Genomic DNA, 25,622 nt, shown 5'->3' on the forward strand with positions numbered 1-25,622 from the left:
CTTAGCGATGGTATTGGTTTTAGAGAGCGTTATTTCAGCGCTTGAATTTATGTATTAATCCGCCGAGATCGCCTTTTTAGGAGAGACCATTGGGATCACTCGTTTGTGTGGGGACGGGGTTACAGCTCGCGGGGCAAATTAGCGTATTAAGCCGCAGCTATATTGAACATGCCGATATTGTATTTTCACTCTTACCCGACGGTTTCTCGCAGCGTTGGTTGACGAAGCTCAACCCCAATGTCATCAATTTGCAGCAGTTTTATGCGCAAAATGGTGAAGTTAAAAATCGCCGAGACACCTACGAGCAAATGGTCAATGCCATTCTAGATGCGGTGAGAGCGGGTAAAAAAACTGTGTGTGCACTCTATGGTCATCCGGGCGTGTTTGCCTGTGTATCCCATATGGCGATAACTCGCGCCAAGGCCGAAGGGTTTTCGGCCAAGATGGAGCCGGGGATTTCGGCCGAAGCTTGCCTGTGGGCCGACTTAGGGATTGACCCTGGCAACTCCGGGCATCAAAGCTTTGAAGCCAGCCAGTTTATGTTTTTCAACCATGTGCCCGATCCCACCACCCACTTATTACTCTGGCAAATCGCGATTGCGGGTGAACATACTCTAACCCAATTTCATACCTCGAGTGATAGATTGCAGATCCTCGTGGAGCAGTTAAATCAATGGTACCCGCTCGAGCATGAGGTGGTCATATACGAAGCGGCCAATTTGCCAATCCAAGCCCCGCGTATCGAGCGTTTACCTTTAGCGAATTTACCCCAAGCACACTTAACACCGATTAGTACGTTGTTAATTCCGCCAGCAAAAAAGCTGGAGTACAACTATGCTATTTTGGCTAAGTTAGGGATCGGTCCCGAAGATTTGGGCTAAATTGAAGTGTGATATTGAGTCATTATTAACAATAAGGAGAAAACATGTTTGCATTATCGGATTTTTTTACCCAGTTAGGCCAAGATGCGCAGTTAATGGAAGACTATAAGCAGAATCCCGAGGCGGTGATGCGTGCCCACGGATTAACTGATGAAGAAATTAACGCTGTAATGACTGGGGATATGGAAAAGCTCAAAACGTTAAGTGGCGACCAAGACTATCAAGCCTTCTTATTAGTGAATCATGGTAATAATTAACTTATCTTGAAACGGTTGCGTTGTGCCCTATTAGCCATCTTTGCTTTGTGTTCGACAGCGTTGATGGCTAAATCTATCGATTTTGATCAGGCACTCAATGAGCTTGATGTATTACTGCAATCTGATCTTAGCACTGCGCAGAAAAAACTGGCCGAATATGAGACCGCATTTAGCAGCTTAACCCCGACACAAAAAGGCAGACTAAGAATTGACAGAGCCATTAGCTATATTTTTGTCAGTGAATATGCCAAAGCGTTAGACGATCTGCATCAGGCCGAAACCTTAATCACAAATTCTGAGTTATTAGCATCGGTTTATAGTTATAAAGCCACGGTTTATATAGGGATGCGCGACTATGATAAAGCCTTATCGGCTGTCGCCAAAGCATTAGCCCTAGTGGTGAATATCGATGATGTTACGATTAAACGTCACTCCTATCTAAGAATTGCCAATATTTATTCCGAAATGGATGCTTATAGCGATATGGGCCTCTATGCCAATAAGGTGTTACAACTCGCTCAGGAAACCGATGTTCGCGATATTTGCCATGCCAAATTGCTGCGGGCGATTTACTTGCTCGGTGTGAAAAATCCCGACGCCTTCGATGCCTTCGAAGATAGCCGTCAATATTGTGATGCGAAGCAATTTCCACTTCTGGCGATTATTTCGATGAAAGGCAAAGGGATGGTTTTGCAGGAGCGAGGTGACTATTTAGGCGCGAGAGCGATTTTGCTATTAGCGTTAAAAGGGTATGAAGCTTTTCAATTTCAATTAGAAATCAGCCATGTGCATGCACTACTTGCAGAAAATTACTTTGCAACGGGTGAACTGGTGCAAGCAAAAAGTCACGCAGTTAAGGTGCTCACATTTCCCGATGATAATAGTTATATCGAACATAAGCATATTGCCTACAAAGTGTTTGCCGAGTTGATGGCGGCGGATAAACAATTTGAACAAGCCTATGAATACTCCAGAAAAGAGCAACATTATAATCAACTGATTTTTGATGAGTCGAGGATGAAAACCCTTGCTTATCAGGCGGCTAAGTTTAATGCCGATGAGCAGGCGCGTGAAATCAACTTGCTGAATAAAGAGCGCGAACTTTACATCGCTCAGCAAACGGTAAAAGAGCGCGAGTACACTAATATGCTGATGTTTATCACGATATTAGTGGGCGGGCTGTTTTTCCTCGCGATTTTGTTAGTCGTGGGCAATTTGCAAAAACGGCGTTTTATGCGCATGGCCAGAATGGATGCATTGACGGGCGTGCTTAACCGTGGAGCAGGGCAAGATCTGGGCGAAAATCTATTTGTGCAAGCCGCTGCCCGAGGGGGCGATTTTTGCGTGATTTTATTCGACTTAGACCATTTTAAACGGATTAATGATTCCTACGGCCATGGAACGGGTGACTGGGCGCTGAAAAAAGTCGTGGAAGTATTAAAACCCCATGTGCGCAATGGTGATGTGTTTGCCCGGATTGGCGGTGAGGAATTTGCGCTATTCTTGCCTTACGCCAGTGAATCTAAGGGGATGGAAGTTGCCGAACAATGCCGAAGCCGAATTGAAGCCATTGATACGCATCTGTCGGGGCATAAATTTACTATCACCGCGAGCTTTGGGGTCAGCGGCATGACAACAGAAGACTTAAGCCTAGACCCTCTACTACACCGTGCCGATATGGCACTGTATGCCGCAAAATCCAATGGTCGTAACAGTGTATTCTGTTATGAGGACGCTTTAGCCTCCGATAAACGCGCCACCAATATTACCAGCCAGTTGGTAAGGCCGTAGGGGGTAGAGTTGTATTGTCTGTGTAACTGACTGTTTAGGTTAATGTAACGCGTTTTTTTTCTTTCGCTGTTTCGGTTATTTCTTGCGTTTTCTCGATGATTTTTAGGTCAATTTTTCACACTTTTTCCTGCATAACTAGAGTATGATTGCCAGCGGTAGCCGAAGCTTTTTCGCTTAAGGTCATACCCCTATTTTTGCCTTTCGCTAACATTGTGGAGCCCTAATGGAAGAGTCGAGTCTGCTCACTTCTGTACTGTTATTTTTATTGGCCGCGGTGATTTTTGTACCCTTGGGCAAACGTTTTGGCGCAGGACCTATTCTGTCTTACCTCGCTGCTGGGGTGATTTTAGGGCCTGGCGGCATGGCGCTGGTGTCTGATCCCGCCGCCGTGCTGCATTTTGCCGAGCTGGGTGTGGTACTGATGCTGTTTGTGCTCGGGCTTGAACTCAATCCGAGCAAGTTATGGGAGCTGCGCAGCGCCATCTTTGGTCTCGGTAGTGGTCAGTTACTCCTTTCTTGGGCGGCAATTGGCGGTTTAGCTTGGGGATTTGGCTTATCCATTGAGGCAGCATTAGTGGTTGGCGCGGCGTTATCCTTGTCATCGACGGCTTTTGCGGTGCAGTTGATGAGCGAACATAGACTACTGACCACCCCGCTGGGCCGCGATGCCTTTGGTGTGTTGTTAATGCAAGATCTCGCCGTGATCCCCATGTTGTTATTAACCGCTTATCTTGCACCTAATTCGGCCCAGATTGAGCACCATGCGGTGCCTTGGTATTGGACCTGTGTGGCCTTAGTGGGCTTTGTGTTGGTGGGCAAATATCTGTTGCCGCGGGTACTTAAACTTGTTGCCAGTAGCGGCGTTCGTGAGGTGTTAACCGCCTTTGCATTATTGCTGGTGATGGGCAGCGCCGAATTGATGGAGTGGCTGGGGCTATCGGCGGGTATGGGGGCGTTTTTAGCCGGAATTATGCTGGCGAACTCCAGCTACCGACATCAGCTCGAAACCGATATCGAGCCTTTTAAGGGCTTACTGCTTGGGCTGTTTTTTATGGCGGTCGGCATGAGTATGGATCTCAAGCTGTTTTTAACCGATCCCTTACTTATCCTCGCGATTTTACTGGGCATGCTGCTGATTAAGACCCTAGTGCTAATGCTGCTTGGCCGTTTACGGCACCATACATGGCGCCCGAGTATTGCCCTAGGGCTTATCTTGGCAGAGGGCGGTGAGTTTGCCTTTGTGTTGTTATCGCAGGCGCAATTATCCAGCATAGTGGATGATAAAATCGCCCAAATATTAGTGCTCGCCATTGGTTTATCCATGGCAGTCACGCCGATGATTTTCACGCTTTTTAGAGCCACTAAACCTAAGGTGGTGGATACTCGTTTACCCGATACCATTAATGTGACTGAATCTGAGGTGGTGATCGCCGGATTTGGACGGGTGGGGCAGATCACTGGGCGGATTTTAGCGTCATCGGGTATTCCGTTTGTGGCCTTAGATAAGGATGCCAGCCATGTGGATGTGATCCGCAAATACGGTGGTGAGGTCTATTTTGGCGATGCCAGACGCTTAGATATGTTGATGTCGGCGGGAATTGCGCGCTCGCGCTTGTTGCTGCTGGCCGTTGATAATGTTGAGGATTCGATTGAAATTGCCCAACAGGTGAAAACCCATTTCCCCCATATCAATATTGTTGCTCGGGCGCGGGACCGTAACCATGCCTATCGATTAATGAGCCTTGGGGTGACTGATGTGTTCCGTGAAACCTTTGGTTCGGCTTTATCTGCCAGTGAGAAGATTTTGCAGGGCTTAGGTTTATCACAGGTGCAGGCCAATGAAAGGGTGAAGATTTTTGCCGAGCACGATAAAAAGCTGGTGATCGCCAGTGCTGCCCATCAACATGATTTAGCCAAGCTGATTGATTTATCCAATAAGGGGAAAGCTGAGTTGGAGTCGCTGATGCGTGGCGACCGGGAAAACGTTAGTTAAGTCTGCCAGCTAAAACAACAAGAGAGCCAATGGGCTCTCTTGTTTGTTTATGGGCTTAAGGAAAACGCTTAGAAGCTGTAGCTATATTGCAGCTTCACATTACGCTCTTCGCCCGGCATACCACCGAGGAACATCGCTTTGCTGTAATAGTCTTTATTGAATAGGTTATTGATATTCAATTGTAACTTCCAAGAGTCGGTGGCGTAGCTGATGGCAGAGTCCACTAAGGTGTAGCTCGGCACATATCCATCAGGGATGCCAAAGTCTGTTGAGTGCGTGCTTCTATCATCCACATACTTCGCGCCTAAACTCAGCTCAATAGGGCTGGATAAGGCAAACCAGTCTGCACCATAGGTCACCCAAGCACTGGCGGTCACATAGGGTACCCCTTTTTGGCGGCTGTTGTAGGTTAAACTATTTGGGTTTTGTTTATCCCTTGCATCTTGGTACATGCCATTAAAGTTAACTCGCCACTGATCATTTAGGTGGGCATTAAGATCTAACTCGACCCCTTGGGTATCTTCGCTGCCATCGTAAAAGTACACGGGTACCTCGGCACCAGATACGCCAGCGTTATAGTCTGGGTTGTTGTAAGGCACATTCGTGCGTGAGCTTTTAAAGAACACCAGCGATGCTAGCATCTGATCATCAAAGGCTTTAAAGCGCATACCAAGATCGTTACTGACGGATTCTGAGTCTTCGCGGTCGGTATTTTCCCCAGTGATTGAGCCTAAGATGCTATAGGCGGTGCGGCCCTTTGAGTGATTGACGAAAAATGATAAATCATCAATGGGCATATAGGTTAAGCCCAAGTTGTAGGTGACACCATTATCTTTGCTATCTTCCTCAGGGGTAGGGCTCGCTTGACTCGCGCTGTAGCGCTCATCCACACCTAAGTGCTCATAGCTCTGTTTGATTTCGTTAAAGGCCACGCCAACACGGGAGGTAAAGCCATAACCTAAATAACCCACATGTTGCACGCCTAAGCCCCAAGCGCTGACTTTTTTGTTGTAGTTGGCGGTTTTGAGTGGATCGTAGTCGGCAAATTTACCCGTTCCCCAATTTGGATTGCGAATATCGTAAATGTACGGTAGCGAACCACGGTAAATCACTTCGCCTTGTTTGTTTTTAATGACTTGATCTGCATCGTAAATTGAGAATTGCTCGAGGCGAATATCGCGGTCTTCGTAGTTAGCGTTCACCAGTAATTCGTTGTCGATATTGCCGATTTGGAAGTCGTAACGTAGATCGGCAAAATACTGCCATGAGGTTTCTTCGGCATCGAGTTGGCGGTATTCCTGACGTCTGGCGGCAAAGGGATAGATCACGCCATTTTCAACCAGTGGCGCGCGGGGATCCTGGTTAATCACATCCGTCGATACGCCACCAATCTTGATGTTTCGCTTCCAGTACACATAGTTGTAAGCCCCTGTTTGACGGGCAAAACCTGTGGTGTAGTCGCGATATTGCAACTGCTGATTAAGGAACAGATTATCGGTAAAGTAGATATTGTGGGTCAGCTTGAACCTTAATTCTTCACCTTCATTATCTTTTGCCATGGGAGAAATTAATCCCGCGTCACCAAAGGAATAAGGAGTTAAACCATCACCACTGGCGAGTGATGCCGCTAATTGCTGACGCTGCTCGTCAGTCAGTTGTATGCCCAGCCCTTTAGGATCGTTTATCAAATCTTGCCAAGTGACTTCGCTCGCTGTTTTGCCGCCGACTGAATCGGCATTGTAGATGCGAATTGGATGGCCGATGGAGTCAACGGCAATGGCGTCTTTGATATATGCGCCGGATAGCATCAGATCTTGGCTATCACTTAATACCCACTTGAGTGAGCCGAACACTTCATCACGGTCGGCGCCTAAATCACGGTAGCCTTCACTGCGGGCGGTTTTGGCGACTAAACGATAAGCAAGATCATCGGTAATTCCACCCGTGCTATCGATGGCGAGCGAGTAGGTATCCCACTGGCCAACTTCAGTGGTGAATTTGTGCTTGGACTCAAATTGCGGTTTCTTTTCAATCAGGTTGATCACACCGCCAGCGCTGCCCATGCCATAGAGTCCTGTTGCTGGGCCTTTTAAGACCTCCACGGATTCCACATTGGTTAGGGAGCGAGTGGGGTTAAAGGTATTGCCAAGGCCGGCACCGCCATACATGCCGTCATAGGTGTAGTTTGCGCCGAGGCCGCGAATCACTAAGTTATCTCCAATGCCGTAGTTATTGCCCGCTTGAGTCACCCCGCTGATATTGCGAATCAAGTCCTGCAGATTGTCGACTCCTTGGCTGTTAATCAGCTCCTGGTCAACGATAACAACCGCCGCAGGGGTTTCCATCAAGGACATATCTGACTTAGTCGCAAGCCCAGAGTTTTTCACTACGGAGTTTTGTCTGCCGTAGACTGTTATGCGTTCGATGTTTTCATCGCGAGCAGAAGGTGTGTCATCGGCAAAAGCGGTATGTGGTAAAGCACTGAGGCAGGCGAGTGCAATAAGTGATAAACGAAATATAGGTTGTGATACTGACATATAAAGTTCCCCCAAACAGAATGGTCGCGAATGATAATGATTTTCATAACCATTGCAACCTTTGATTGATAGGTCTTGGGAGTTAAATGTTTGTCATCTTTACGTATGATTAACGGTTTGTGGATTAATCCTGTGGTGAGTTTTGCCGCCACTAGGCGCGCAACTTGAAGCAACTCTTAGCCAGATTTCTAATTTGTTTCATTTTTTTTATAAAAAAGTGATTTATTTTTTGGGTTAACCACATCGACTCGGCTTTTTGATCGAGAAACATAACCCGTGATCCCTATCACTCTCATTCTATCCCGATGACTGTTTACGTAAACGTAATATTTAAACGAGTGTTTAAATTTTTGTAATGTTTAAATTTTGTTAACTTATTATTTTTATTGGTTTTACTCGCTTTCCTTAAGGTGGAGTTCAAAACACTGTCTGTTTTCTACTTAGGTCGAATAAGGTAAAAGTGGTGTATATATTAATTTTCATTATGTAATTTAATTACGTATAAAATTACAATGCACTTGAAGTGGTAAAGTTGTCAGACAAATTTCATCACTACCAAAATAGTAATTATCACTTAAATATAAAATTATTTTAAATCAAATATTTATATTTGAAAAATCACTTTGGTCAGACCAATTTTGTCATGGTTTTTGGTCAATTTTTTTAGCTGTCATGACACTTTTGGATAGTTGCAAATACAAATGTTTGTCTGTAAGTTTTGGTTCTAAACGAACATTTGAATGTTTTTCGGTGAATGTTTGTACATGTTACCCATGTCTTTACTGGTAATGAGTCGTAAACGAGCAAGAGTTTTGCCTCTTGGGAGGGTGAGAAGATGACGGAACAAACTTTAAGTGAGCAGCAATTGAATTCGGCACAGAATAAGACCACTGCGAATGGCACGCTGACCATAGTGGGAAATACTATCCCTGGCCAAGAAGTGATTTTTACCGAAGGTGCGCTGGCGTTGCTTGAGTCACTTTGCCGTGAATTTGCGGCTGAAGTGCCCACCTTACTCGCCAAACGTAAAGACAGACAGACGCGTATCGATAAAGGGGCTTTGCCAGACTTTTTACCTGAGACTCGGGCTATTCGTGACGGCGCATGGAAGATCCGCGGTATTCCGAACGACCTGCTTGACCGCCGTGTCGAAATCACTGGTCCCGTTGAACGTAAGATGGTGATCAATGCACTTAATGCTAATGCCAAAGTGTTTATGGCGGATTTTGAAGACTCCTTAGCACCGAGCTGGCAAAAAGTAGTGGAAGGTCAGATTAACCTGCGTGATGCCGTGCGTGGTGAAATTGAATACACAGCGCCTGAAACCGGTAAACACTACAAGTTAGGCCCAAATCCTGCGGTATTGATCTGCCGTGTGCGTGGCCTGCACTTAAAAGAGAAGCATGTTGAATTTAACCAGCAGTCCATTCCCGGCGCGTTATTCGACTTTGCGATGTACTTTTACCATAACTATCGCCAATTGCTGGCGAAGGGCAGTGGTCCTTACTTCTATATTCCTAAACTCGAGAGCCATATCGAAGCACGTTGGTGGGCAAAAGTGTTTGATTTTGTTGAAGAAAGATTCTGCCTGCAGCCTGGCACCATCAAATGTACCTGTTTGATTGAGACGCTGCCTGCGGTGTTTGAAATGGACGAAATTCTCTATGAATTACGCTCAAACATCGTCGCACTGAACTGTGGTCGCTGGGACTATATCTTTAGTTATATCAAAACATTAAAGCGCCATAGCGACCGCGTATTACCTGACCGCCAAGCGGTGACTATGGATACGCCTTTCTTAAGCGCCTATTCAAGACTGCTGATCAAAACCTGCCATAAACGTGGCGCACTGGCGATGGGAGGTATGGCGGCCTTTATTCCGGCGAAGGATCCTGTACAGAACGAAGCGGTGTTGCAACGGGTGCGTAAGGACAAAGAGCTTGAGGCTCGCAATGGACACGATGGTACTTGGGTCGCTCACCCTGGTCTTGCGGATACGGCGATGGGGATTTTTAACGAATATATCGGCCAAGATCATCAAAACCAATTGCATATCACCCGTGATGTGGATGCACCGATTCTCGCCGCTGAGTTATTAAAGCCCTGTGATGGGGAGCGCACTGAGCAAGGGATGCGCCTGAATATTCGTATTGCACTGCAATACCTTGAAGCGTGGATCAGTGGCAACGGTTGTGTGCCGATTTATGGATTAATGGAAGATGCGGCAACCGCTGAAATCTCCCGCGCCTCGATTTGGCAATGGATCCAACATGGTAAGTCACTCTCCAACGGCAAACCCGTCACGAAACAATTGTTTAAAGACATGCTGGTGGAAGAGTTAGCAAACGTGAAAAAAGAAGTGGGCAGTGACAGATTCACCCACGGCAAATTTACCCAAGCGGCGGTATTGCTTGAGGATATTACCACTTCGGATGAGTTGGTCGACTTCTTAACCTTACCCGGTTACGAGATGCTAACTGCTTAATTATAAATGCGTTAACACTTAATGCGTCCTATGGAATGCGTTATGGCGGTGAAACCGTCAATTAAACCAATGGGCAGGGTGACGCGGTGGGGCAGCGTCACTTGCTACAACATCATACAGAAAGGAGTGACACTATGACTAAGGCAACACAGACTTCACGTCAGGCGCAGATTGACGCGATCAAAAAAGATTGGGCAGAGAATCCACGTTGGAAAAATGTTCGTCGCCCATACACTGCAGAAGAAGTCGTGGCACTTCGTGGTTCAATTGTTCCTGAGAACACCATTGCCAAACGCGGCGCTGCTAAATTGTGGGATTTAGTCAACGGTGGCGCAAAAAAAGGTTATGTGAACTCGTTAGGTGCACTGACTGGCGGCCAAGCTGTACAGCAAGCAAAAGCCGGTATCGAAGCGATTTATCTGTCAGGTTGGCAAGTGGCGGCCGACGCTAACTTAGCGGGCACTATGTACCCAGACCAATCGTTATACCCAGCTAACTCGGTTCCAGCGGTCGTTTCACGTATTAACAACTCTTTCCGCCGTGCCGACCAAATCCAGTGGAGCAATGGGGTTAATCCGGAAGATGAAAACTTTGTCGATTATTTCCTACCCATTATTGCCGATGCGGAAGCCGGTTTTGGTGGCGTACTGAATGCGTTCGAATTGATGAAGTCAATGATCGACGCAGGCGCCGCCGGTGTGCACTTTGAAGACCAATTAGCGTCAGTGAAAAAGTGTGGCCATATGGGCGGTAAAGTATTAGTGCCAACCCAAGAAGCGGTACAAAAACTGGTTGCAGCACGTCTGGCTGCCGACGTAAGCGGTGTTGAAACGCTGGTTATTGCCCGTACCGATGCGAACGCAGCGGATTTATTGACCTCTGATTGCGATCCGTACGATCGTGACTTTGTGACTGGTGAGCGTACCAATGAAGGTTTCTACCGCGTAAAAGCGGGTCTGGACCAAGCGATTTCTCGCGGTCTAGCCTACGCACCTTATGCGGATTTAATTTGGTGTGAAACCGCTAAACCAGACTTAGAAGAAGCGCGCCGTTTTGCTGAGGCAATCCATGCTCAGTATCCAGACCAATTATTGGCCTATAACTGCTCACCTTCGTTCAACTGGAAGAAAAATCTGGACGATGCAACGATTGCCCGTTTCCAACAAGCACTATCAGACATGGGCTACAAGTACCAATTCATCACTTTAGCGGGTATCCACAACATGTGGTACAACATGTTTGACCTAGCTTACGATTACGCTCGTGGTGAAGGTATGAAGCATTATGTTGAGAAAGTTCAAGAAGTTGAGTTTGCGGCAGCGAAGAAAGGTTACACCTTCGTGGCGCATCAACAGGAAGTGGGCACAGGTTATTTCGACCAAGTGACTACGGTTATCCAAGGTGGTCATTCATCAGTGACTGCGCTGACTGGCTCGACTGAAGAAGAGCAGTTTTAAGCGAAGTCTGTTGTATCGCGAATAGGTTCTACCCGTAAGATGTTGTACCCGTAAACCCTGTGTTTAGCTGCATTGCAGCTGTTGTCCCCCGTGCAGTTCGCCTACATGTGCTGCACGGGTTTTTAAGTCAACTCTTGTGACTTAACTTCCCACCCAGTCAATACTTTGCTTGCCTGTGCTTGGCGACTCTCTGAGTCGCTATTTTTTTATCTAACTTATTATTCTGGTGCAACTCTGACTCGAGTTGGTGCAATTTTTTAACCGTTTTACAAAGACTTAATGCTATCTCATTGTTATTCAATGGCTATTTATCTTGGCCTAAATAATGCTGTGAATTGGCCGTAAAACTTAGCATTCACAGTGAGGTCACCGTCATGAAATATTACAGTCGTCGTTTAGTCAAACCTGAACATTTAAATCCTGCAAATACCCTATTTGGCGGCCAGTTATTGAGTTGGATTGACGAGGAGGCGGCTATCTTTGCTGCGTGCCAGATGAAAAGCACCAGCCATGTGACTAAGCTGATTTCTGAAATCAATTTTATGACGCCGGCGCGCCAAGGGGATGTGTTGGAATTTGGTTTGGAGCTTGTCAGCCTCGGGCACAGTTCCATTACGGTCAGTTGCCAAGTACGTAATAAGATGACGCAGGCGCCAGTGGTGAGTATCGATAAGATGGTGTTTGTAAATGTGAATGCGCAGGGATTACCGGTTCCCCATGGTATTCGTGCTAATGCGGCATAATGCCTTGAGCTTGATAAGACCTAAAGCTTAATAAAGCAGAGTGACGCACGGGCGTCACTCTGAGTCTTTAGTAAGATCTTCTTTGACCGATTTCACCGCATCCCTAGAAGCATGACCAATGGCTTTGGTGGTGTCGCGGGTGGCATGACCAATCTCTTTAGTGACATCCTTCGTGGTGGTGCCGATAGCGCGCCCCGCATCCTTTAAATCGGCGCAGGCCGTGGTGACAAGTAGCAATGGTAGTATGAGGAGTGTTGCTTTTTTCATGGTTATTCATCCTGAAAACTAACGGTTGCCTCGCAAGATACCAAATAGTTACGCAAAACGCCTTAATAATCTTGCTAATGCAATTTGAGATGGGGATGAATAATGCGACTAATACCTTTAGCAAACATTAAAAGGCTGCCTTTTACCACACCGTGCAGTTCAATTAAATGTCGCCGATAGAGAGAAGTGTAAACAAAGCGAGCGATTTTACCTTCGACCATCACTCCACCACCGATAAATGACAGCAAGTTGCCCACGGTATGAAACTTCGACAAGTTAACAAGCGACCCCAGATCTTTATAAACATACAGATGACGGGCGTCTTGTCCTGCAAGCAGTAGCATAATATTGTCGGCCGTCATGAGTGCCATTTGCCGTGCTGATTGCCCCCTTGGTGGAACAAAAGTACCGTTGGGTTGTGGGCAAGCAGCACAGTCACCAATTGCAAAAATATGCGGATCGCGGCTGGTTTGCATATTCTGTTTTACCACCAACTGGTTGATATGGTTGGTTTCTAGTCCACCAATTTCCTTCAGAAAATCCGGTGCCTTTACCCCTGTAGACCAGATCACTAAATCGGCGGGGATCATCTGCCCATCTGTTGTGGTCAGCCCCGTTTCATCCACCTGATTAATGCGTGTTTCAGTCATGACCTTAACGCCGAGCGCGGCTAATTCTTTGGTTACTGAATCTGAAATTTCGCGCTTTTCTACTTTAGGTAAAATCCGTTTATCAGCTTCAATGAGGGTGACCTCCAAAAGACGTGAATCGATGTTATAGCCAAATCCGCGCAACTGATCCACGGCATGGTGCATTTCCGCAGACATTTCTACTCCAGTGGCCCCTGCACCTACAACAGCAATTTTAATTTTATCGGCCAGCAGGCTATGGCTGGCATAACGGAGAAACTTATTCAGCAAAATTTTGCGGATTGCCATTGCTTGCTCTGTATTATCAAGAAATTGGCAATGTTCACGTACGCCTGGAATGTTAAAGTCATTAGCGATACTGCCAATGGCGACCACTAAATAGTCATAATCAATATGACGAGATGGGAGTAGTACATCACCTTTATCATCACAAATCGCTGACAGCACTACTTGTTTGTTTTGTCTATCGATATCCGTCATAGCGCCCTGTTGAAAGTGATAGCCATGGGCAGCTGCATGGCTTCGATAGCTTAAAGCGTCGATACCAACATCGAGTGCGCCAGTCGCAACCTCATGCAGTAGTGGCTTCCAAATATGGCTTTCAGCACAATCGATTAACGTTATCTTTGCTTTTCCTTTGCGCCCCAGTTTGTGGCCTAATTTAGTCGCAATCTCCATCCCGCCAGCACCACCACCCACGATAACAATGTTTGCTATAGCCATACCGCTTATTCCTATTCGTTGTGTTGTTAGATTGTGCAGAGGGTAAGGTTGTGAAACAAAATATTAACCTTAGCTTTATGTCTCAAGCAATGAGGCCATATGTTGGGAAGTGAGTCAGGAATAATGATTATTTATTGATTTTATTAGTCTTATTTTTTTATGGGGGTTGAGTGTATGATTATGCTGATCGCAAATTGTGATATGTGTCGTGTCACTTTTTGGTGAAATGTGCGCTGGCTCACCTGCTTGTGTCGGGAGAGTTCTTTGAACTGAAACGCTTTATGCCGCTTGTGAGCACCATCGTCATCAGTTAACTAAATCCTAGGGCGCATTGATGTATCGAGATTACATTTCATTCCGACAAGCTAGTGCTCGCGAAACGAAGAATAATGCGTAGTTATTCTACTCAAATGACATGCGGCTCTTAATGACAGAAAGTAAGAGCATGTGCTTGTCTGACGAACTCTTCCGGCAGCGTTTCTGCTGCGTTATTGTCCGTTTATGTAGGATGACTACAAGCACGGATTTTGCCTTGTATAAACACTGGCCAAATTGCTCCAAAAACTGAAACGTCAACACGCCCTAGGCATGAGATCACAATTGCTTACTGCAGCTTTGACTAAAGTACTTATCAAAAAGGCCAAACGTTGGTTTGGCCTTTGGGATAATTGGGCATTTGACGCTATATGCCCACGGCGAATGGTGTTCTATGCCTGTTCTAGCTTGGCTAAACGTTGCTGATAGTCTTGGATTAGGTGCTGCATAATTTCTTCTGGTGCGGCCTTGTCGCAACAGGTATCGAGGAAAATTTTAAAGGTGACGAGCGCATGACCATCATTTTTAAGTCTATCGCTTTGCATCGAAAAATAGGCTTCTTCATTTTCGGCTTTGCGGACGACAAACTTACTGGTTTCAAAGGATTTAGTGCCTGAGAGTTCATGCCATTTGGTGATACGGTTTAATGCAATTTCACTCGATTGGTTTAATTCAATGTGGTTTAACCAACTTGCGGTATGTTCGGGATCTTTGTAATGCGGACATCTAACTGTGTAGTTATATACATGAGTAATTGCTGTCATAGCGTACCTACCTGTAGAGGATGTTGCTGCCATCATAGGCATCGTTTTTGAATTCGGTCAATCATTAATTACGCTGATACCGTCCTAGATAAATCACCGTTTTTACAAGTGTTTTTATATAAAAATGAGCGAGTTAATTTATTTGCCATAGCTGTTATTTAGCATGAGTTTTTAACGAATAACTTTGGGCTATCTCTCAGTTTTGCATTCAAATTCGTTTTTGCTTAACTACTGCGCAATAAAGCACCAATTAATGATAGGTATAAAAATGTTTTGATGAGTATGCTATTTAACATTAGCAAAATATGAGGGAAGTGCATGGTTGATGAGGGCTTGAATGGACAGAGGCCCGTTCCTTAAAACGGGCCTCTCAGCTGGCTTCATCTTTTGCAGGGAAAAAGCGAACTGGAACCAGTCTAGCGGATTTGTAACAGCATGTAACCCACCAAGATCACGTTTTTGCGCTATTTGATGGAATTTTCGATCTGCGCGATCTCAATTGCCGAAGATTAAGGCGTTACGGCGGTTTTTGCTGTGATGATGTGGTGTTAAAGGTGTCTTTGATGCATAAAAAGAAAGGCCCAAACAAGGGAACTTGTTTGGGCCGATTCTATGTCGTTAGCTTGCGCTAGCCGAACAACATCCTGTCAATTGGCGCGCTGATAGGCGTTAGAGCTTATATGACTTATAACGCATTCGTGAAGATCTGGCAGATCTCTTCATGGGTTGCCTGTTTAGGGTTAGTGAAACCACAGGCATCCTTCAAGGCGTTTTCAGCCAGCGTTGGAATATCTTCCGCTTTAACCCCGAGTAACGTCAGGTTTTCTGGAATATTTACCGCAACGGATAGGGCTTTAATCGCAGTGATTGCAGCCGCTGCACCTTGCTCATCCGTCATATTGGCAACATCGACACCCATCGCTTTGGCGATATCTTTTAAGCGATGCGGTACCACTTTAGCGTTGTATTCTTGCACATGGGGTAATAAGAGGGCGTTACACACACCGTGGGGCAGATCGTAGAAACCGCCTAATTGGTGCGCCATGGCATGTACATAACCTAAGCTGGCGTTGTTAAAGGCCATACCCGCTAAGAATTGCGCATAGGCCATCTGCTCACGGGCTTCAATATCTTGGCCTTGTTTTACCGCATTCACTAAGTTGCCTTGGATAAGTTCAATGGCTTTAATGGCGCAGGCATCGGTAATTGGGTTCGCAGCGATAGACACATAGGCTTCAACCGCGTGGGTCAGCGCGTCCATCCCCGTTGCAGCAGTGAGGCTTGCTGGTTTTTTCAGCATCAGCTCTGGGTCATTCACAGACAGTAATGGGGTGGTGTGTTTATCGACAATCGCCATTTTGATATGGCGAGCTTCGTCAGTGATGATACAAAAACGGGTCATTTCACTGGCGGTGCCGGCGGTGGTGTTAATGGCTACTAATGGCAGTTGTGGCTTAGCGGATTGGTCTAAGCCTTCGTAGTCTTTGATGCTGCCGCCGTTGGTTGCCACAAGAGCGATACCTTTAGCGCAATCATGTGGTGAGCCGCCACCGAGTGAAATCACAAAATCGCATTGATTGGCTTTTAACAGCGCAAGACCTGCTTCAACGTTCCCGACGGTTGGGTTAGGTTGTACGCCATCAAACACGGTTGAGGTAATACCATTTTGGCCGAGTTTTTCGACCACTTCACCGACTAGACCAATATTGACTAAAGGTTTATCCGTCACAATTAGCGCGTGTTTAAAGCCTAAGGTTTTGATATCACCAATAGCATCATCTACTGCGCCTTTGCCTAATACGTTGACGGAAGGAATAAAAAATTTAGCAGCCATATATCCACCTATTTGCTTGTATATTAAATTTGTTTCTTTCTGGTGACCAAACTACCAATTAAGGGGTAGCCAAGTTGTGATCTAGATCGGTTTAGATAGATTCCTGAGGTGAAATTCGCACTAAAGTTGGAACTAGATAACTAAATAATGAATTTTTATGACAGAGATTAAGGGCTGCATACGCTATGTTTTTAAACGCTTTTTTCAGCTTTTACTTGTTTAGTTAAACTCAGATTATTACGCGATAAAATTGCCCGCCAAGGTGAGTTGTGGTTGAGTTTCTGGTAAGGTGCGGCCGTTGAGTTGATGAGGAGTATGTGAAGTACGATGGAAAAATATGAACAACTGCTGATTTCACTGCGCCGCGTGATCCGCGCTATCGACATTCATTCGCGGCAACTCAATAAGCATTCCGGCTTGACGGGACCACAGTTGATGGTGATGCAGAAAATTGCCCAACTCGGCGCTCCCTTAGCCAAGCAGGTGGCCGAAGAAATCACCCTCAGCCCAGCCACTGTGACAACGATTATTGATAGGCTCGAAGGGCGGGGATTAGTGATCCGCAAACGCAGCGAGTCCGATAAGCGTAAAGTCCATTTGTATTTAAGTGATGCGGGGCGTGCACTTTTAGAGGCGTCTCCTAAACCACTTCAGGAACACTTTATTAAGCAATATCAAAATCTTGAAGAGTGGGAGCAGAGTCAGCTACTCTCATCGGTGGAGCGAATTGCGGCCATGATGGACGCCGATAAAATCGACGCAGCACCTATGTTGTTAGTGGGTAAAATTCAAGGGGATGAATAATCTCCTTGGGCCGAGAATAATAAAAAGCACTGATAAATCAGTGCTTTTTATTTAACCCCGAGTATTTATCAAGCTTTGGGGCAGTTGGTTTCTGTCACACTATTAATCAAAATCTCATTCACTGGTGTGTCGTTAAAACCGTTGCTGGTTTTGGTCGGCACAATGCTTATCTGATCGACCACATCCATCCCTTCGATGACTTTACCAAACACAGCATAACCATAGCTGCTCGCCGAAGCATCGAGCTGGGGATTATCCAACACATTGATAAAGAACTGTGATGTTGCTGAGTCTGACACTGTGGTACGCGCCATCGCGATTGTGCCCCGTTTGTTACTGATGCCGACCGCGGCCTCGTTTTTAATTGGCGAGCTCGTTGGCTTGCTCTGTAATCCCGTGGTGAAACCGCCGCCTTGGATCATAAAGTTATTAATGGTTCTGTGGAATAAGGTGCCGTTATAGAAGGACTTATCGACATACTGTTTAAAGTTCTTGCCCGTGATGGGCATATGGGTGAGGTCGATGGCTAAGGTTAAATCCCCCTTTGTGGTACTCATTAAATAACAGACATCGGCACTTAAGCTCGGTGGAGTTGGGTCGGGTTTGGGGATATTGGGAGTGAGATCATCTTCGCCACCGCCGCAGGCACTGAGGACCATGCTCAAACTGCTGGCGAGTAAAAGTCCCGTGATTCTTTTCATATCAATTTCCTTATTTTTACGTTGTTCGCCACGCCTCTGCCTGCTTGGATAATGTAAGCGGGCATGGGTAAATGTTGCGATTAAGTGTTGTTTTTGTTTTGTGCGCGCATAGTGACAGAGCGATGAAGGGGATTTCAAGATGAAAAATGTAATTGATACAAAGTGTTGCAGCTAGTTGTTACTCTAATCTCCCCTGTGCCAGAGAGGCATTCAACCTAAGGGATAAATCTCACTAATGTACTCAAAGATAAGATGTTGTTTTGCTTGCGCCATTTAAGCGCGTTGCACCTTTTTTAATCACTCCCTGCTTCAAACTAGTGCGTTTGCTAGATAGCTCGGTGGGCAAAGGCTTGGGTGATAAAGGCACGTATTTTATTCAAGATGCTGATTTATAAGTTTTCTTTTTTGTCACTTGGCTGACACAAATCTGTCTTCATGCTGTTATTTTGCGCTGGCATGGTTACTGCCTATCTAAGGCTATGGATGAGCAGTCGCGGGGGCGACAAATATGGGGCTGGAGAAGTTGCTGTATTTGCGGGGCGTGGGGGCAGACTTTACCGACTGCTTTGGCCAGTACATCCGCATTCCCGAGGCTGACAGGCAAGGGATTTTGACCTGTATGTTGCAGGAAAAAAATACTCAGTCCTGCGAGGCAAAGGATGAACCGTTAACGAGTTTACCCAGTGGCGACGAGCTTGACGCTCAGGTGTATCAACTCGATGCACACCATTGGACACAAGTGTTGCCGGCGTTTCATTGGTGTTATGTCGATGAACCTTGGGTCTGCCTGTATTTACCTCAATCTTACCGTGGCGATCTGCTGCTCACCTTTACCTGTGAGCAAGGGGAGAGGGTTATTCTTGAGGTGCCATTTTTGGCGCTAAAACCGATTGGGGATTATCGTATTCAGGCGCAGGAGTTGGCGCAGTTTGGCACCACCTCCTTTACCAATGAGTGTCAGTTCCTGCAATACCGCCTCGACCTCTTAGGTCATGAGTTTCATTGCCGTGATGCGGGCGATGCCGCTGCCGCTGAGCAAGATAGCAGCGCTGAGCCGCGCCGTTCATGGGAAAATGTCAGCGCCGCGTCAAACACGTCAGGCAATAAAGACAACTTAAGTGATTTATCTTGCCTCGGGCTTGGGTACCACACACTGAGTGTCAGTTTGCTTGGGCTGGCAGATGTTCAGCACGGCCTAGCATCGGCAAGCGCCTCAGCAGCAAGCATTTCTGTAGCAAGTAAGGCGACTGAATTCCATGGCACTTTTATGGTGGCACCGAGAACCGCCTATCAAGGGGTGATGAGCGCTGTGGCGCAAGGAAAGCGCCATAAACCCTGGGGAGTGAGTCTTCAGCTTTATAGTCTGCGCAGCGAAAGCCAATGGGGCATGGGCGACTTTGGCGATTTAGAGCAACTGATCGGTTTAGTGGCCGAGTATGGCGCCGATTTTATTCAACTTAATCCATTGCATGCCTTAGATATTGCCGCGCCAGAACATCCGAGCCCTTATAGTCCCTGCGATCGTCGAAGGCTGAATCCGCTGTATATTCATTTACCTAGTGTGCCTGAATTTGAGCCATTAAAGGCGGAGTTTGGGGCGAAGGAATGGCAAGAAGCCATTGCCCTACTCAATGCGGAGAACTGGCTCGATTATCCCAAGGTGAGTGAGCTTAAGTACCGCGCCTTTGCACGTTTATACACAGTCTTTTGCGAACACCATTTACAGCCAAACACACCAAGGGCTCTGCGATTTGAGGATTTTGTGGCAGAGCAGGGCGCGCCGCTCAGGGAATTTGCCCAAGCCGAATCGCTACGCAGCCCAAGGGCCATAGCGCAGGATGAAGGCTTTTATTTATACCTGCAGTTTGTGGCCGAAGATCAACTGCAATTGTGCCAGCTCAAAGCTAAAGAAGCGGGAATGGGCATAGGGCTTATCCGCGATTTGGCCGTGGGCGCCGCGTTGCAAGGCGTTGAGGTTCAAGCCAATTCGCAGCAGTTTTGCTTAAACGCCAGTATAGGTGCGCCGCCGGATCCTTTTGCGCCCCAAGGTCAAAATTGGGGCTTAACCCCCCTCGACCCGATTAAGTTAAAGCAACATCAGTATCGTCATTTTATTGAGCTGACTCGCGCCAACATGACCCACTGCGGTGCGCTGCGAATCGACCATGTGATGGGACTGCTGCGACTCTGGTGGTGGCCACTAGATAAGCGCCTCGGCCATGGCGCCTATGTGTATTACCCGGTCGAAACCCTGTTGGCGATTCTCTGCCTTGAGAGTCAACGTGCCCGCTGTGTGGTGATTGGTGAGGATTTGGGCCTAGTGCCGCCCGATATTATTCATCGCCTGTATCAGGCGGGGGTCTATTCCAACGAGTTGTTCTACTTCTGCAAAGACCATCAAGGCTTTAAGCCGCCGAGCCAGTATAAGTTCCAGAGTTTGATGATGCTGGCAAACCACGATGTGCCGACCTTAGTCGCTTGGTGGACGGGCAGCGATTTGCACCTGAGGCGACAACTCGAACTGTTCAATACCGACGAGCAATTAGGTGAGGCCTTAGCCGGACGTGAGCAGGAAAAACGCCAGCTCGCGCAGTGCTTAATCTCCCAGGGCTTATTAGCTGAGACAGATATTCAACAGATTGATATTGAAGATTTATTAACGGCGTGGATGCCCTTTGGCGCCTCGGGCAACAGCGCACTTTACAGCGTGCAATGGTGCGATTTGCTGGGGGATCGCCATGCGGTGAATATCCCCGGCACTTGGCTCGAGTACCCCAATTGGCAGCGGCGATTGCCCATTAGCCTAAGTGAAGCCGCAGGTAGGCCTATGCTGGCTAAGCGTTTGCAACGCATTGCTGCGGCAAGACATTTGCCAGAAACGGCTGCGCATACAGATACCCTTTGACTAAAAATGGAAGCCAAATGATGACTCAAGCCCAGACTTACTTCTATGACGGTAGCGATGTCGCGCTGTTAAACGGTCAATATACGGATGTGTTTTCCCTGCTCGGTATGCACAGCATCAACGAGGGCAAGGCCTTGGTGGTGCGCTGTTTTTTACGCAACGCCCAAAAGGTTGATGTGATAAGTCTTAAGGATGGCCGTAAGGTGGCGAGCCTTGAACGCATCAATGAGGCAGGGCTGTTTGCGGGTACACTTGGCAGACGGGTTAAGCCCTTTTTGTATGCGCTACGGGTGACTTATCCCCTTTGCGAGCTGGATATTATCGATCCTTATCAGTTTGGTTCACTCCTCAATAGTGAAGATTTATACCTCTTCGGCGAAGGAAGCTCTGAGCAGGCCTATCGCTTTTTAGGTGCGAACTGGCACCAAGTCGATAGCGTCGAAGGCGTGCATTTTTGCGTATGGGCGCCCAATGCTAAACGAGTCTCTGTGGTGGGGGATTTTAATCACTGGGATGATACTCGCCATGTGATGCGCCAACATCTGGCCAACGGCTTATGGGAGATTTTCCTGCCTGATGTTGCCGAAGGCGTGCACTATAAGTTTGATTTGATTTATCAAAATGGCGAGCGTCACGCCAAATCTGACCCTATGGCGACCCAAATGGAATGTGCGCCGCACAATGCCTCTATAGTGCCGAAAAAACACCAACACCCTTGGGCAGATACACAATGGATGGACAAACGGGGGAGCACGGCTTGGCATCGCGCCGCTATGTCTATCTACGAAGTGCAGTTAGGCTCTTGGCGCCGAAAAGGCGAGTTTGGTGAGCAATATTTTGATTATCAAGACTTAATCGAGCAGTTGATCCCCTATGTGAAAGAGCAAGGCTTTACCCATATCGAGTTGATGCCGATCAGTGAATATCCCTTCGATGGCTCTTGGGGGTATCAACCCGTTGGTCTGTATGCGCCGACCCATCGTTTTGGTGATGCTAATGGCTTAAAGGCCTTTATCGATGCCTGCCATCAGGCCGAGATTGGCGTGTTACTCGATTGGGTTGCAGCGCATTTCCCTAAGGATCCCCATGGCCTTGTGCGTTTTGATGGTACTTGCCTCTATGAACATGAGGATCCGCGCAAAGGCACACACCCCGATTGGGATACGCTGATCTATAACTACGACCGCGGTGAGGTGCGCAGTTTTCTGCTCAGCAATGCCTGTTATTGGCTGCGGGAATTTCACCTCGATGGCCTAAGGCTCGATGCGGTGTCATCCATGTTGTACCTCGACTACAGCCGCGAACCTGGGCAATGGCTGCCCAATGCCTATGGCGGACGGGAGAATTTAGAGGCGATTCATTTTCTGCAAATGTTGAATCAACGCTTGTATCAAGCCTTCCCCGGCATTTGCATGATAGCAGAAGAGTCAACTGCCTTTGCTGGTGTGACTAAGCCGACGGATTGCGGCGGGCTGGGGTTTGGTTTTAAGTGGAATATGGGCTGGATGAACGACAGCCTAAGTTACTTGGGCCGCGATCCCATCTATCGCCAGTATCACCATAACCAGCTGACCTTTAGTTTGATGTATGCCTATTCGGAGCAATTTATGCTGTCGATAAGCCACGATGAAGTAGTGCACGGCAAGGGCTCTTTACTGCATAAAATCCCCGGCGATGATTGGCAAAAATTCGCTACCCTCAGGGCCTATTACGGCTTTATGTGGGGGCATCCGGGCAAAAAACTACTGTTTATGGGCAGCGAGTTCGCCCAGCGCGACGAATGGAACCATAACCATAGCCTCGATTGGCATTTGCTCGCCTTCGAGCCTCACCAAGGCGTGCAGCGCTGGCTTCGGGATTTGAATCAGCTCTATCGCCAATTCCCCGCCTTATCCGTGCTCGACTATGACTCGCAGGGTTTTCGCTGGCTCGATTGTGACAATGGCCGCGACAGTATTTTTAGCTTTGTTCGCTATGGCGAGGGCAGTGATGTGCCCTTAGTGTTTGTGGTGAATATGACACCAACCCTGCACCAAGGATTTCGTATTGGCTTGCCCCAAGGCGGGGATTTCTGTGAGTACCTCAATAGCGACAGCCATCTCTATGGCGGCAGTAATCAGGGTAATGCGGGCAAGGTGATTGCCGAAGATTTACCTTGGCAGGGTATGGCGTCGAGCGCGTTGATCACTGTGCCGCCTCTGGGTTGCTTAATCCTCGGGCCAGCGATGGATGCGCCCGATAGAGATGTTAGCCTATGACGAATCCTGTGCCTGTAAATGCTGATGGCTCAACCGCCTTTAACCTAAGTGCGGGGCAGCCTTTTCCCTTTGGGGCGACGGTCGATGATGGCGGGGTGAATTTCGCCCTGTTTTCGGCCCATGCCACAGGGGTGGAGTTATGTCTGTTTGATGCCCAAGGCGAGGTGGAAATTCAGCGCATCGCCTTGACGGAGCAGACCCAGCAAATCTGGCATTTGTATGTGCATGGGCTGAGTGCTGGCCAGCTTTATGGCTACCGTGTCTATGGTCCTTACGAGCCGCAATTAGGCCACAGATTTAATCCACACAAATTATTGTTAGACCCTTACGCGCGCCAGCTCGTGGGGCGTTATCACCACCATATCGCCAACTTTGGCTATGAGATAGATAGTCCTAATGAAGACTTATCTTTCAGCACCTTAGATAACGCAGCTTTTGTCCCCAAATGCAAAGTGGTCGATACTCGACCTCTTTTTAATGCCGCTAAGGCGCATACTATTCGGCCTCTTACAAGTAAGCGTGAGCCACTACCGCTTGAGCAGTGCATTATCTATGAGATGCACATAAAGGGTTTTACCGCACTGCACCCTGAGATAGATGCACCGCTGCGAGGCACCTTTGCAGGGCTAGCATCGAAGGCGGCGATAGATTACTTAGTTAATCTCGGCGTAAATTGCGTCGAGTTACTGCCGGTTCAGACATTCTTCTCCGAGCCATTTTTGCTTGAAAAACAGCTATCTAACTATTGGGGTTACAACAGCATTGGCTTTTTTGCGCCTGAGCCGAGTTATCTCTCGATTGAGGATATCGCTGAGTTTCGTAACATGGTGGATGCGCTGCACGGCGCGGGTATCGAAGTCATTCTCGATGTGGTCTATAACCACAGCGCCGAGGGCAGTCGCCTCGGGCCGACCTTTAGCTTTCGCGGTATCGACAATCTGAGTTATTACCGCCTGCATCCAAATGATAAACGCTTTTATATCAATGATACTGGCTGCGGTAATACCTTAAACCTCAACCATCCGCGCATGTTGCAGTTGGTGTTAGATTCGCTGCGTTACTGGGTCGAAGTGATGGGCGTCGATGGTTTTCGTTTCGATTTAGCCGCCTGCCTTGGCCGTGAAGCCTATGGATTTGACCCAGGTAGCGGTTTTTTTGATGCGCTGCTGCAAGACCCTGTGTTATGCCGGGTGAAGCTGATTGCCGAGCCTTGGGATATTGGCCCTGGTGGGTACCAGCTCGGCAATTTCCCGGTGGCTTTTAGCGAGTGGAATGACAGATACCGCGACACCATGCGGCGTTTTTGGCGCGGCGATCACGGCATGTTGCCCGAGTTTGCGCGGCGTTTTCATGGCTCGGGGGATTTCTTTGAGCATAGCGGCCGGCCTCCTGCCGCCAGTATCAACTTTTTAACCAGTCACGATGGTTTTACCCTCAAAGATTTAGTGAGTTATTGCGAGCGGCACAATTGGGCCAACGGTGAAGAAAACCGCGACGGCCACCATGAGAACTTCAGCTATCACTATGGGGTAGAGGGCGACACTGAGGATGCCACCATTCTTGCGCTGCGCGCCCGCCAGCAACGCAATCTATTGACCACGCTATTTCTCTCCCAAGGAGTGCCTATGTTACTCAGTGGTGATGAGGCGGGCCGCACCCAAGGCGGGAATAATAACGCCTATTGCCAAGATAACCCCTTGAATTGGTTCGATTGGTCAGCGGATGGCATGGATAGCTCATTGCTGAATTTCACCTCACAGCTCATTGCCTTGCGTAAACGCTTCCCGCTGCTGTGCGCCAAACGTTTTATCCATGAGCAGCTAGTGGCCAATGCCTTCAATTGGTCGCCTGAGGCATCTGCAATCCAAGCGGCAAGCCCTGTCTCAACCCCAACGGGGGTGAGGCTGGATTGGTTTAGTCGTCAAGGGGAGCCCATGAGTAAAAGCCTGTGGAGCGAGTCCATTGGGCGCAGTCTTAGTGTGGTGTTATCAGGTAATTTAACCGCCACTCAGCCGCAGACTCAGGGTGACAACCTTCAAGCACTGCTGTTGATGGTTAATGCTGATGAGCACCCTTTGGCCTTTACCCTGCCGGTTTTTGACGGTTTAGGGCCGTGGCAATGCCTGCTGCATACCCAAACGGACCCACAATTTTTAACTCCCACTGAGCCGCTGGATGCTCAGTCCTCACCGACGCGGTACTTGCTACAGGATCGCAGTCTTATGCTGTTTCATGCTGATTTTATAAGGAATTAACT

17 protein-coding genes are annotated in these 25,622 nt (G+C 47.6%); 11 read left to right on the forward strand and 6 right to left on the reverse strand.

Annotated elements, in window-relative coordinates; all coding sequences use genetic code 11:
- The first annotated feature begins 89 nt into the window (after positions 1-89).
- The 4 genes from HG547_RS03420 to HG547_RS03435 all read left to right on the forward strand — a co-directional run bounded on the left by HG547_RS03420 (position 90) and on the right by HG547_RS03435 (position 4,922).
- A complete protein-coding gene (locus HG547_RS03420) occupies positions 90-881 on the forward strand; it encodes an SAM-dependent methyltransferase (RefSeq protein WP_088210567.1) in 792 nt (263 codons plus the stop codon).
- 44 nt (positions 882-925) lie between these two features.
- Positions 926-1,138 carry a hypothetical protein gene (locus HG547_RS03425; protein WP_047538087.1) on the forward strand — a complete coding sequence of 71 codons (213 nt, stop codon included), beginning with the start codon at positions 926-928 and terminating at the stop codon, positions 1,136-1,138.
- A 63-nt stretch (positions 1,139-1,201) separates the two neighbouring features.
- On the forward strand, positions 1,202-2,929 hold the full coding sequence (locus HG547_RS03430) for a GGDEF domain-containing protein (protein WP_088585865.1): 1,728 nt from the start codon (positions 1,202-1,204) through the stop codon (positions 2,927-2,929).
- A 223-nt stretch (positions 2,930-3,152) separates the two neighbouring features.
- Positions 3,153-4,922 carry a monovalent cation:proton antiporter-2 (CPA2) family protein gene (locus tag HG547_RS03435; protein ID WP_037425544.1) on the forward strand — a complete coding sequence of 590 codons (1,770 nt, stop codon included), beginning with the start codon at positions 3,153-3,155 and terminating at the stop codon, positions 4,920-4,922.
- Between the two features lie 68 nt (positions 4,923-4,990).
- Here the strand turns inward: HG547_RS03435 and HG547_RS03440 are convergent, their stop codons facing one another.
- On the reverse strand, positions 4,991-7,459 hold the full coding sequence (locus HG547_RS03440) for a TonB-dependent receptor (RefSeq protein ID WP_169547012.1): 2,469 nt from the start codon (positions 7,457-7,459) through the stop codon (positions 4,991-4,993).
- A gap of 835 nt (positions 7,460-8,294) precedes the next feature.
- Between HG547_RS03440 and aceB the strand changes: the two genes are divergently transcribed.
- From aceB to HG547_RS03455, 3 genes are all read left to right on the forward strand, one after another.
- A complete protein-coding gene (aceB, locus tag HG547_RS03445; protein WP_169547013.1) occupies positions 8,295-9,944 on the forward strand; it encodes a malate synthase A in 1,650 nt (549 codons plus the stop codon).
- Between the two features lie 134 nt (positions 9,945-10,078).
- On the forward strand, positions 10,079-11,401 hold the full coding sequence (gene aceA / locus HG547_RS03450; protein WP_037425548.1) for an isocitrate lyase: 1,323 nt from the start codon (positions 10,079-10,081) through the stop codon (positions 11,399-11,401).
- Positions 11,402-11,775: 374 nt separating this feature from the next.
- On the forward strand, positions 11,776-12,144 hold the full coding sequence (locus tag HG547_RS03455; protein ID WP_007646510.1) for a hotdog domain-containing protein: 369 nt from the start codon (positions 11,776-11,778) through the stop codon (positions 12,142-12,144).
- 54 nt (positions 12,145-12,198) lie between these two features.
- Here the strand turns inward: HG547_RS03455 and HG547_RS03460 are convergent, their stop codons facing one another.
- The 4 genes from HG547_RS03460 to yiaY all read right to left on the reverse strand — a co-directional run bounded on the left by HG547_RS03460 (position 12,199) and on the right by yiaY (position 16,697).
- Entirely contained in the window at positions 12,199-12,411 is a 213-nt protein-coding gene (locus HG547_RS03460; protein ID WP_037425550.1) for a hypothetical protein, read from the reverse strand.
- Between the two features lie 74 nt (positions 12,412-12,485).
- The gene (locus HG547_RS03465; protein WP_169547014.1) at positions 12,486-13,784 is read right to left on the reverse strand and encodes an NAD(P)/FAD-dependent oxidoreductase; all 1,299 of its coding nucleotides are present in this window, start codon (positions 13,782-13,784) and stop codon (positions 12,486-12,488) included.
- A 707-nt stretch (positions 13,785-14,491) separates the two neighbouring features.
- Positions 14,492-14,863: a hypothetical protein gene (locus tag HG547_RS03470; RefSeq protein WP_037416019.1), complete on the reverse strand. Its 372-nt coding sequence runs from the start codon at positions 14,861-14,863 to the stop codon at positions 14,492-14,494.
- Between the two features lie 685 nt (positions 14,864-15,548).
- Entirely contained in the window at positions 15,549-16,697 is a 1,149-nt protein-coding gene (gene yiaY, locus HG547_RS03475; protein WP_037416021.1) for an L-threonine dehydrogenase, read from the reverse strand.
- Positions 16,698-17,024: 327 nt separating this feature from the next.
- Here yiaY and HG547_RS03480 point away from each other — a divergent pair, with 327 nt between their 5' ends.
- On the forward strand, positions 17,025-17,501 hold the full coding sequence (locus HG547_RS03480; protein ID WP_037416024.1) for a MarR family transcriptional regulator: 477 nt from the start codon (positions 17,025-17,027) through the stop codon (positions 17,499-17,501).
- Between the two features lie 68 nt (positions 17,502-17,569).
- On the opposite strand, the gene HG547_RS03485 is transcribed toward HG547_RS03480, so the two are convergent.
- Positions 17,570-18,202 carry a peptidylprolyl isomerase gene (locus HG547_RS03485; protein WP_169547015.1) on the reverse strand — a complete coding sequence of 211 codons (633 nt, stop codon included), beginning with the start codon at positions 18,200-18,202 and terminating at the stop codon, positions 17,570-17,572.
- A gap of 508 nt (positions 18,203-18,710) precedes the next feature.
- On the opposite strand from HG547_RS03485, the gene malQ reads away from it, so the two are divergent.
- From malQ to glgX, 3 genes are read left to right on the forward strand one after another with little or no spacing between them, the layout of a single operon-like run.
- Positions 18,711-21,107: a 4-alpha-glucanotransferase gene (gene malQ, locus HG547_RS03490; RefSeq protein ID WP_169547016.1), complete on the forward strand. Its 2,397-nt coding sequence runs from the start codon at positions 18,711-18,713 to the stop codon at positions 21,105-21,107.
- A gap of 17 nt (positions 21,108-21,124) precedes the next feature.
- Positions 21,125-23,365, forward strand: coding sequence for a 1,4-alpha-glucan branching protein GlgB (glgB, locus tag HG547_RS03495; protein ID WP_169547017.1), 2,241 nt, complete (start codon positions 21,125-21,127; stop codon positions 23,363-23,365).
- Positions 23,362-25,620 carry a glycogen debranching protein GlgX gene (gene glgX, locus HG547_RS03500; RefSeq protein ID WP_169547018.1) on the forward strand — a complete coding sequence of 753 codons (2,259 nt, stop codon included), beginning with the start codon at positions 23,362-23,364 and terminating at the stop codon, positions 25,618-25,620. Before glgB ends, glgX begins: the two co-directional genes overlap by 4 nt.
- Positions 25,621-25,622 lie beyond the last annotated feature (2 nt).

Origin of the sequence: Shewanella sp. DNRA4, from assembly GCF_012843185.1 — a bacterium.
In the GTDB taxonomy this organism is placed as follows: Bacteria; Pseudomonadota; Gammaproteobacteria; order Enterobacterales; family Shewanellaceae; genus Shewanella; species Shewanella xiamenensis.

Excerpts from the sequence above, each read along its gene's own strand:
- HG547_RS03425 (WP_047538087.1), top strand. The coding sequence starts at position 926 with ATGTTTGCATTATCGGATTTTTTTACCCAGTTAGGCCAAGATGCGCAG.
- HG547_RS03430 (WP_088585865.1), top strand. The coding sequence starts at position 1,202 with ATGGCTAAATCTATCGATTTTGATCAGGCACTCAATGAGCTTGATGTA.
- HG547_RS03435 (WP_037425544.1), top strand. The coding sequence starts at position 3,153 with ATGGAAGAGTCGAGTCTGCTCACTTCTGTACTGTTATTTTTATTGGCC.
- HG547_RS03440 (WP_169547012.1), bottom strand. The coding sequence starts at position 7,459 with ATGTCAGTATCACAACCTATATTTCGTTTATCACTTATTGCACTCGCC.
- aceB (WP_169547013.1), top strand. The coding sequence starts at position 8,295 with ATGACGGAACAAACTTTAAGTGAGCAGCAATTGAATTCGGCACAGAAT.
- aceA (WP_037425548.1), top strand. The coding sequence starts at position 10,079 with ATGACTAAGGCAACACAGACTTCACGTCAGGCGCAGATTGACGCGATC.
- HG547_RS03455 (WP_007646510.1), top strand. The coding sequence starts at position 11,776 with ATGAAATATTACAGTCGTCGTTTAGTCAAACCTGAACATTTAAATCCT.
- HG547_RS03460 (WP_037425550.1), bottom strand. The coding sequence starts at position 12,411 with ATGAAAAAAGCAACACTCCTCATACTACCATTGCTACTTGTCACCACG.
- HG547_RS03465 (WP_169547014.1), bottom strand. The coding sequence starts at position 13,784 with ATGGCTATAGCAAACATTGTTATCGTGGGTGGTGGTGCTGGCGGGATG.
- HG547_RS03470 (WP_037416019.1), bottom strand. The coding sequence starts at position 14,863 with ATGACAGCAATTACTCATGTATATAACTACACAGTTAGATGTCCGCAT.
- yiaY (WP_037416021.1), bottom strand. The coding sequence starts at position 16,697 with ATGGCTGCTAAATTTTTTATTCCTTCCGTCAACGTATTAGGCAAAGGC.
- HG547_RS03480 (WP_037416024.1), top strand. The coding sequence starts at position 17,025 with ATGGAAAAATATGAACAACTGCTGATTTCACTGCGCCGCGTGATCCGC.
- HG547_RS03485 (WP_169547015.1), bottom strand. The coding sequence starts at position 18,202 with ATGAAAAGAATCACGGGACTTTTACTCGCCAGCAGTTTGAGCATGGTC.
- malQ (WP_169547016.1), top strand. The coding sequence starts at position 18,711 with ATGGGGCTGGAGAAGTTGCTGTATTTGCGGGGCGTGGGGGCAGACTTT.
- glgB (WP_169547017.1), top strand. The coding sequence starts at position 21,125 with ATGATGACTCAAGCCCAGACTTACTTCTATGACGGTAGCGATGTCGCG.
- glgX (WP_169547018.1), top strand. The coding sequence starts at position 23,362 with ATGACGAATCCTGTGCCTGTAAATGCTGATGGCTCAACCGCCTTTAAC.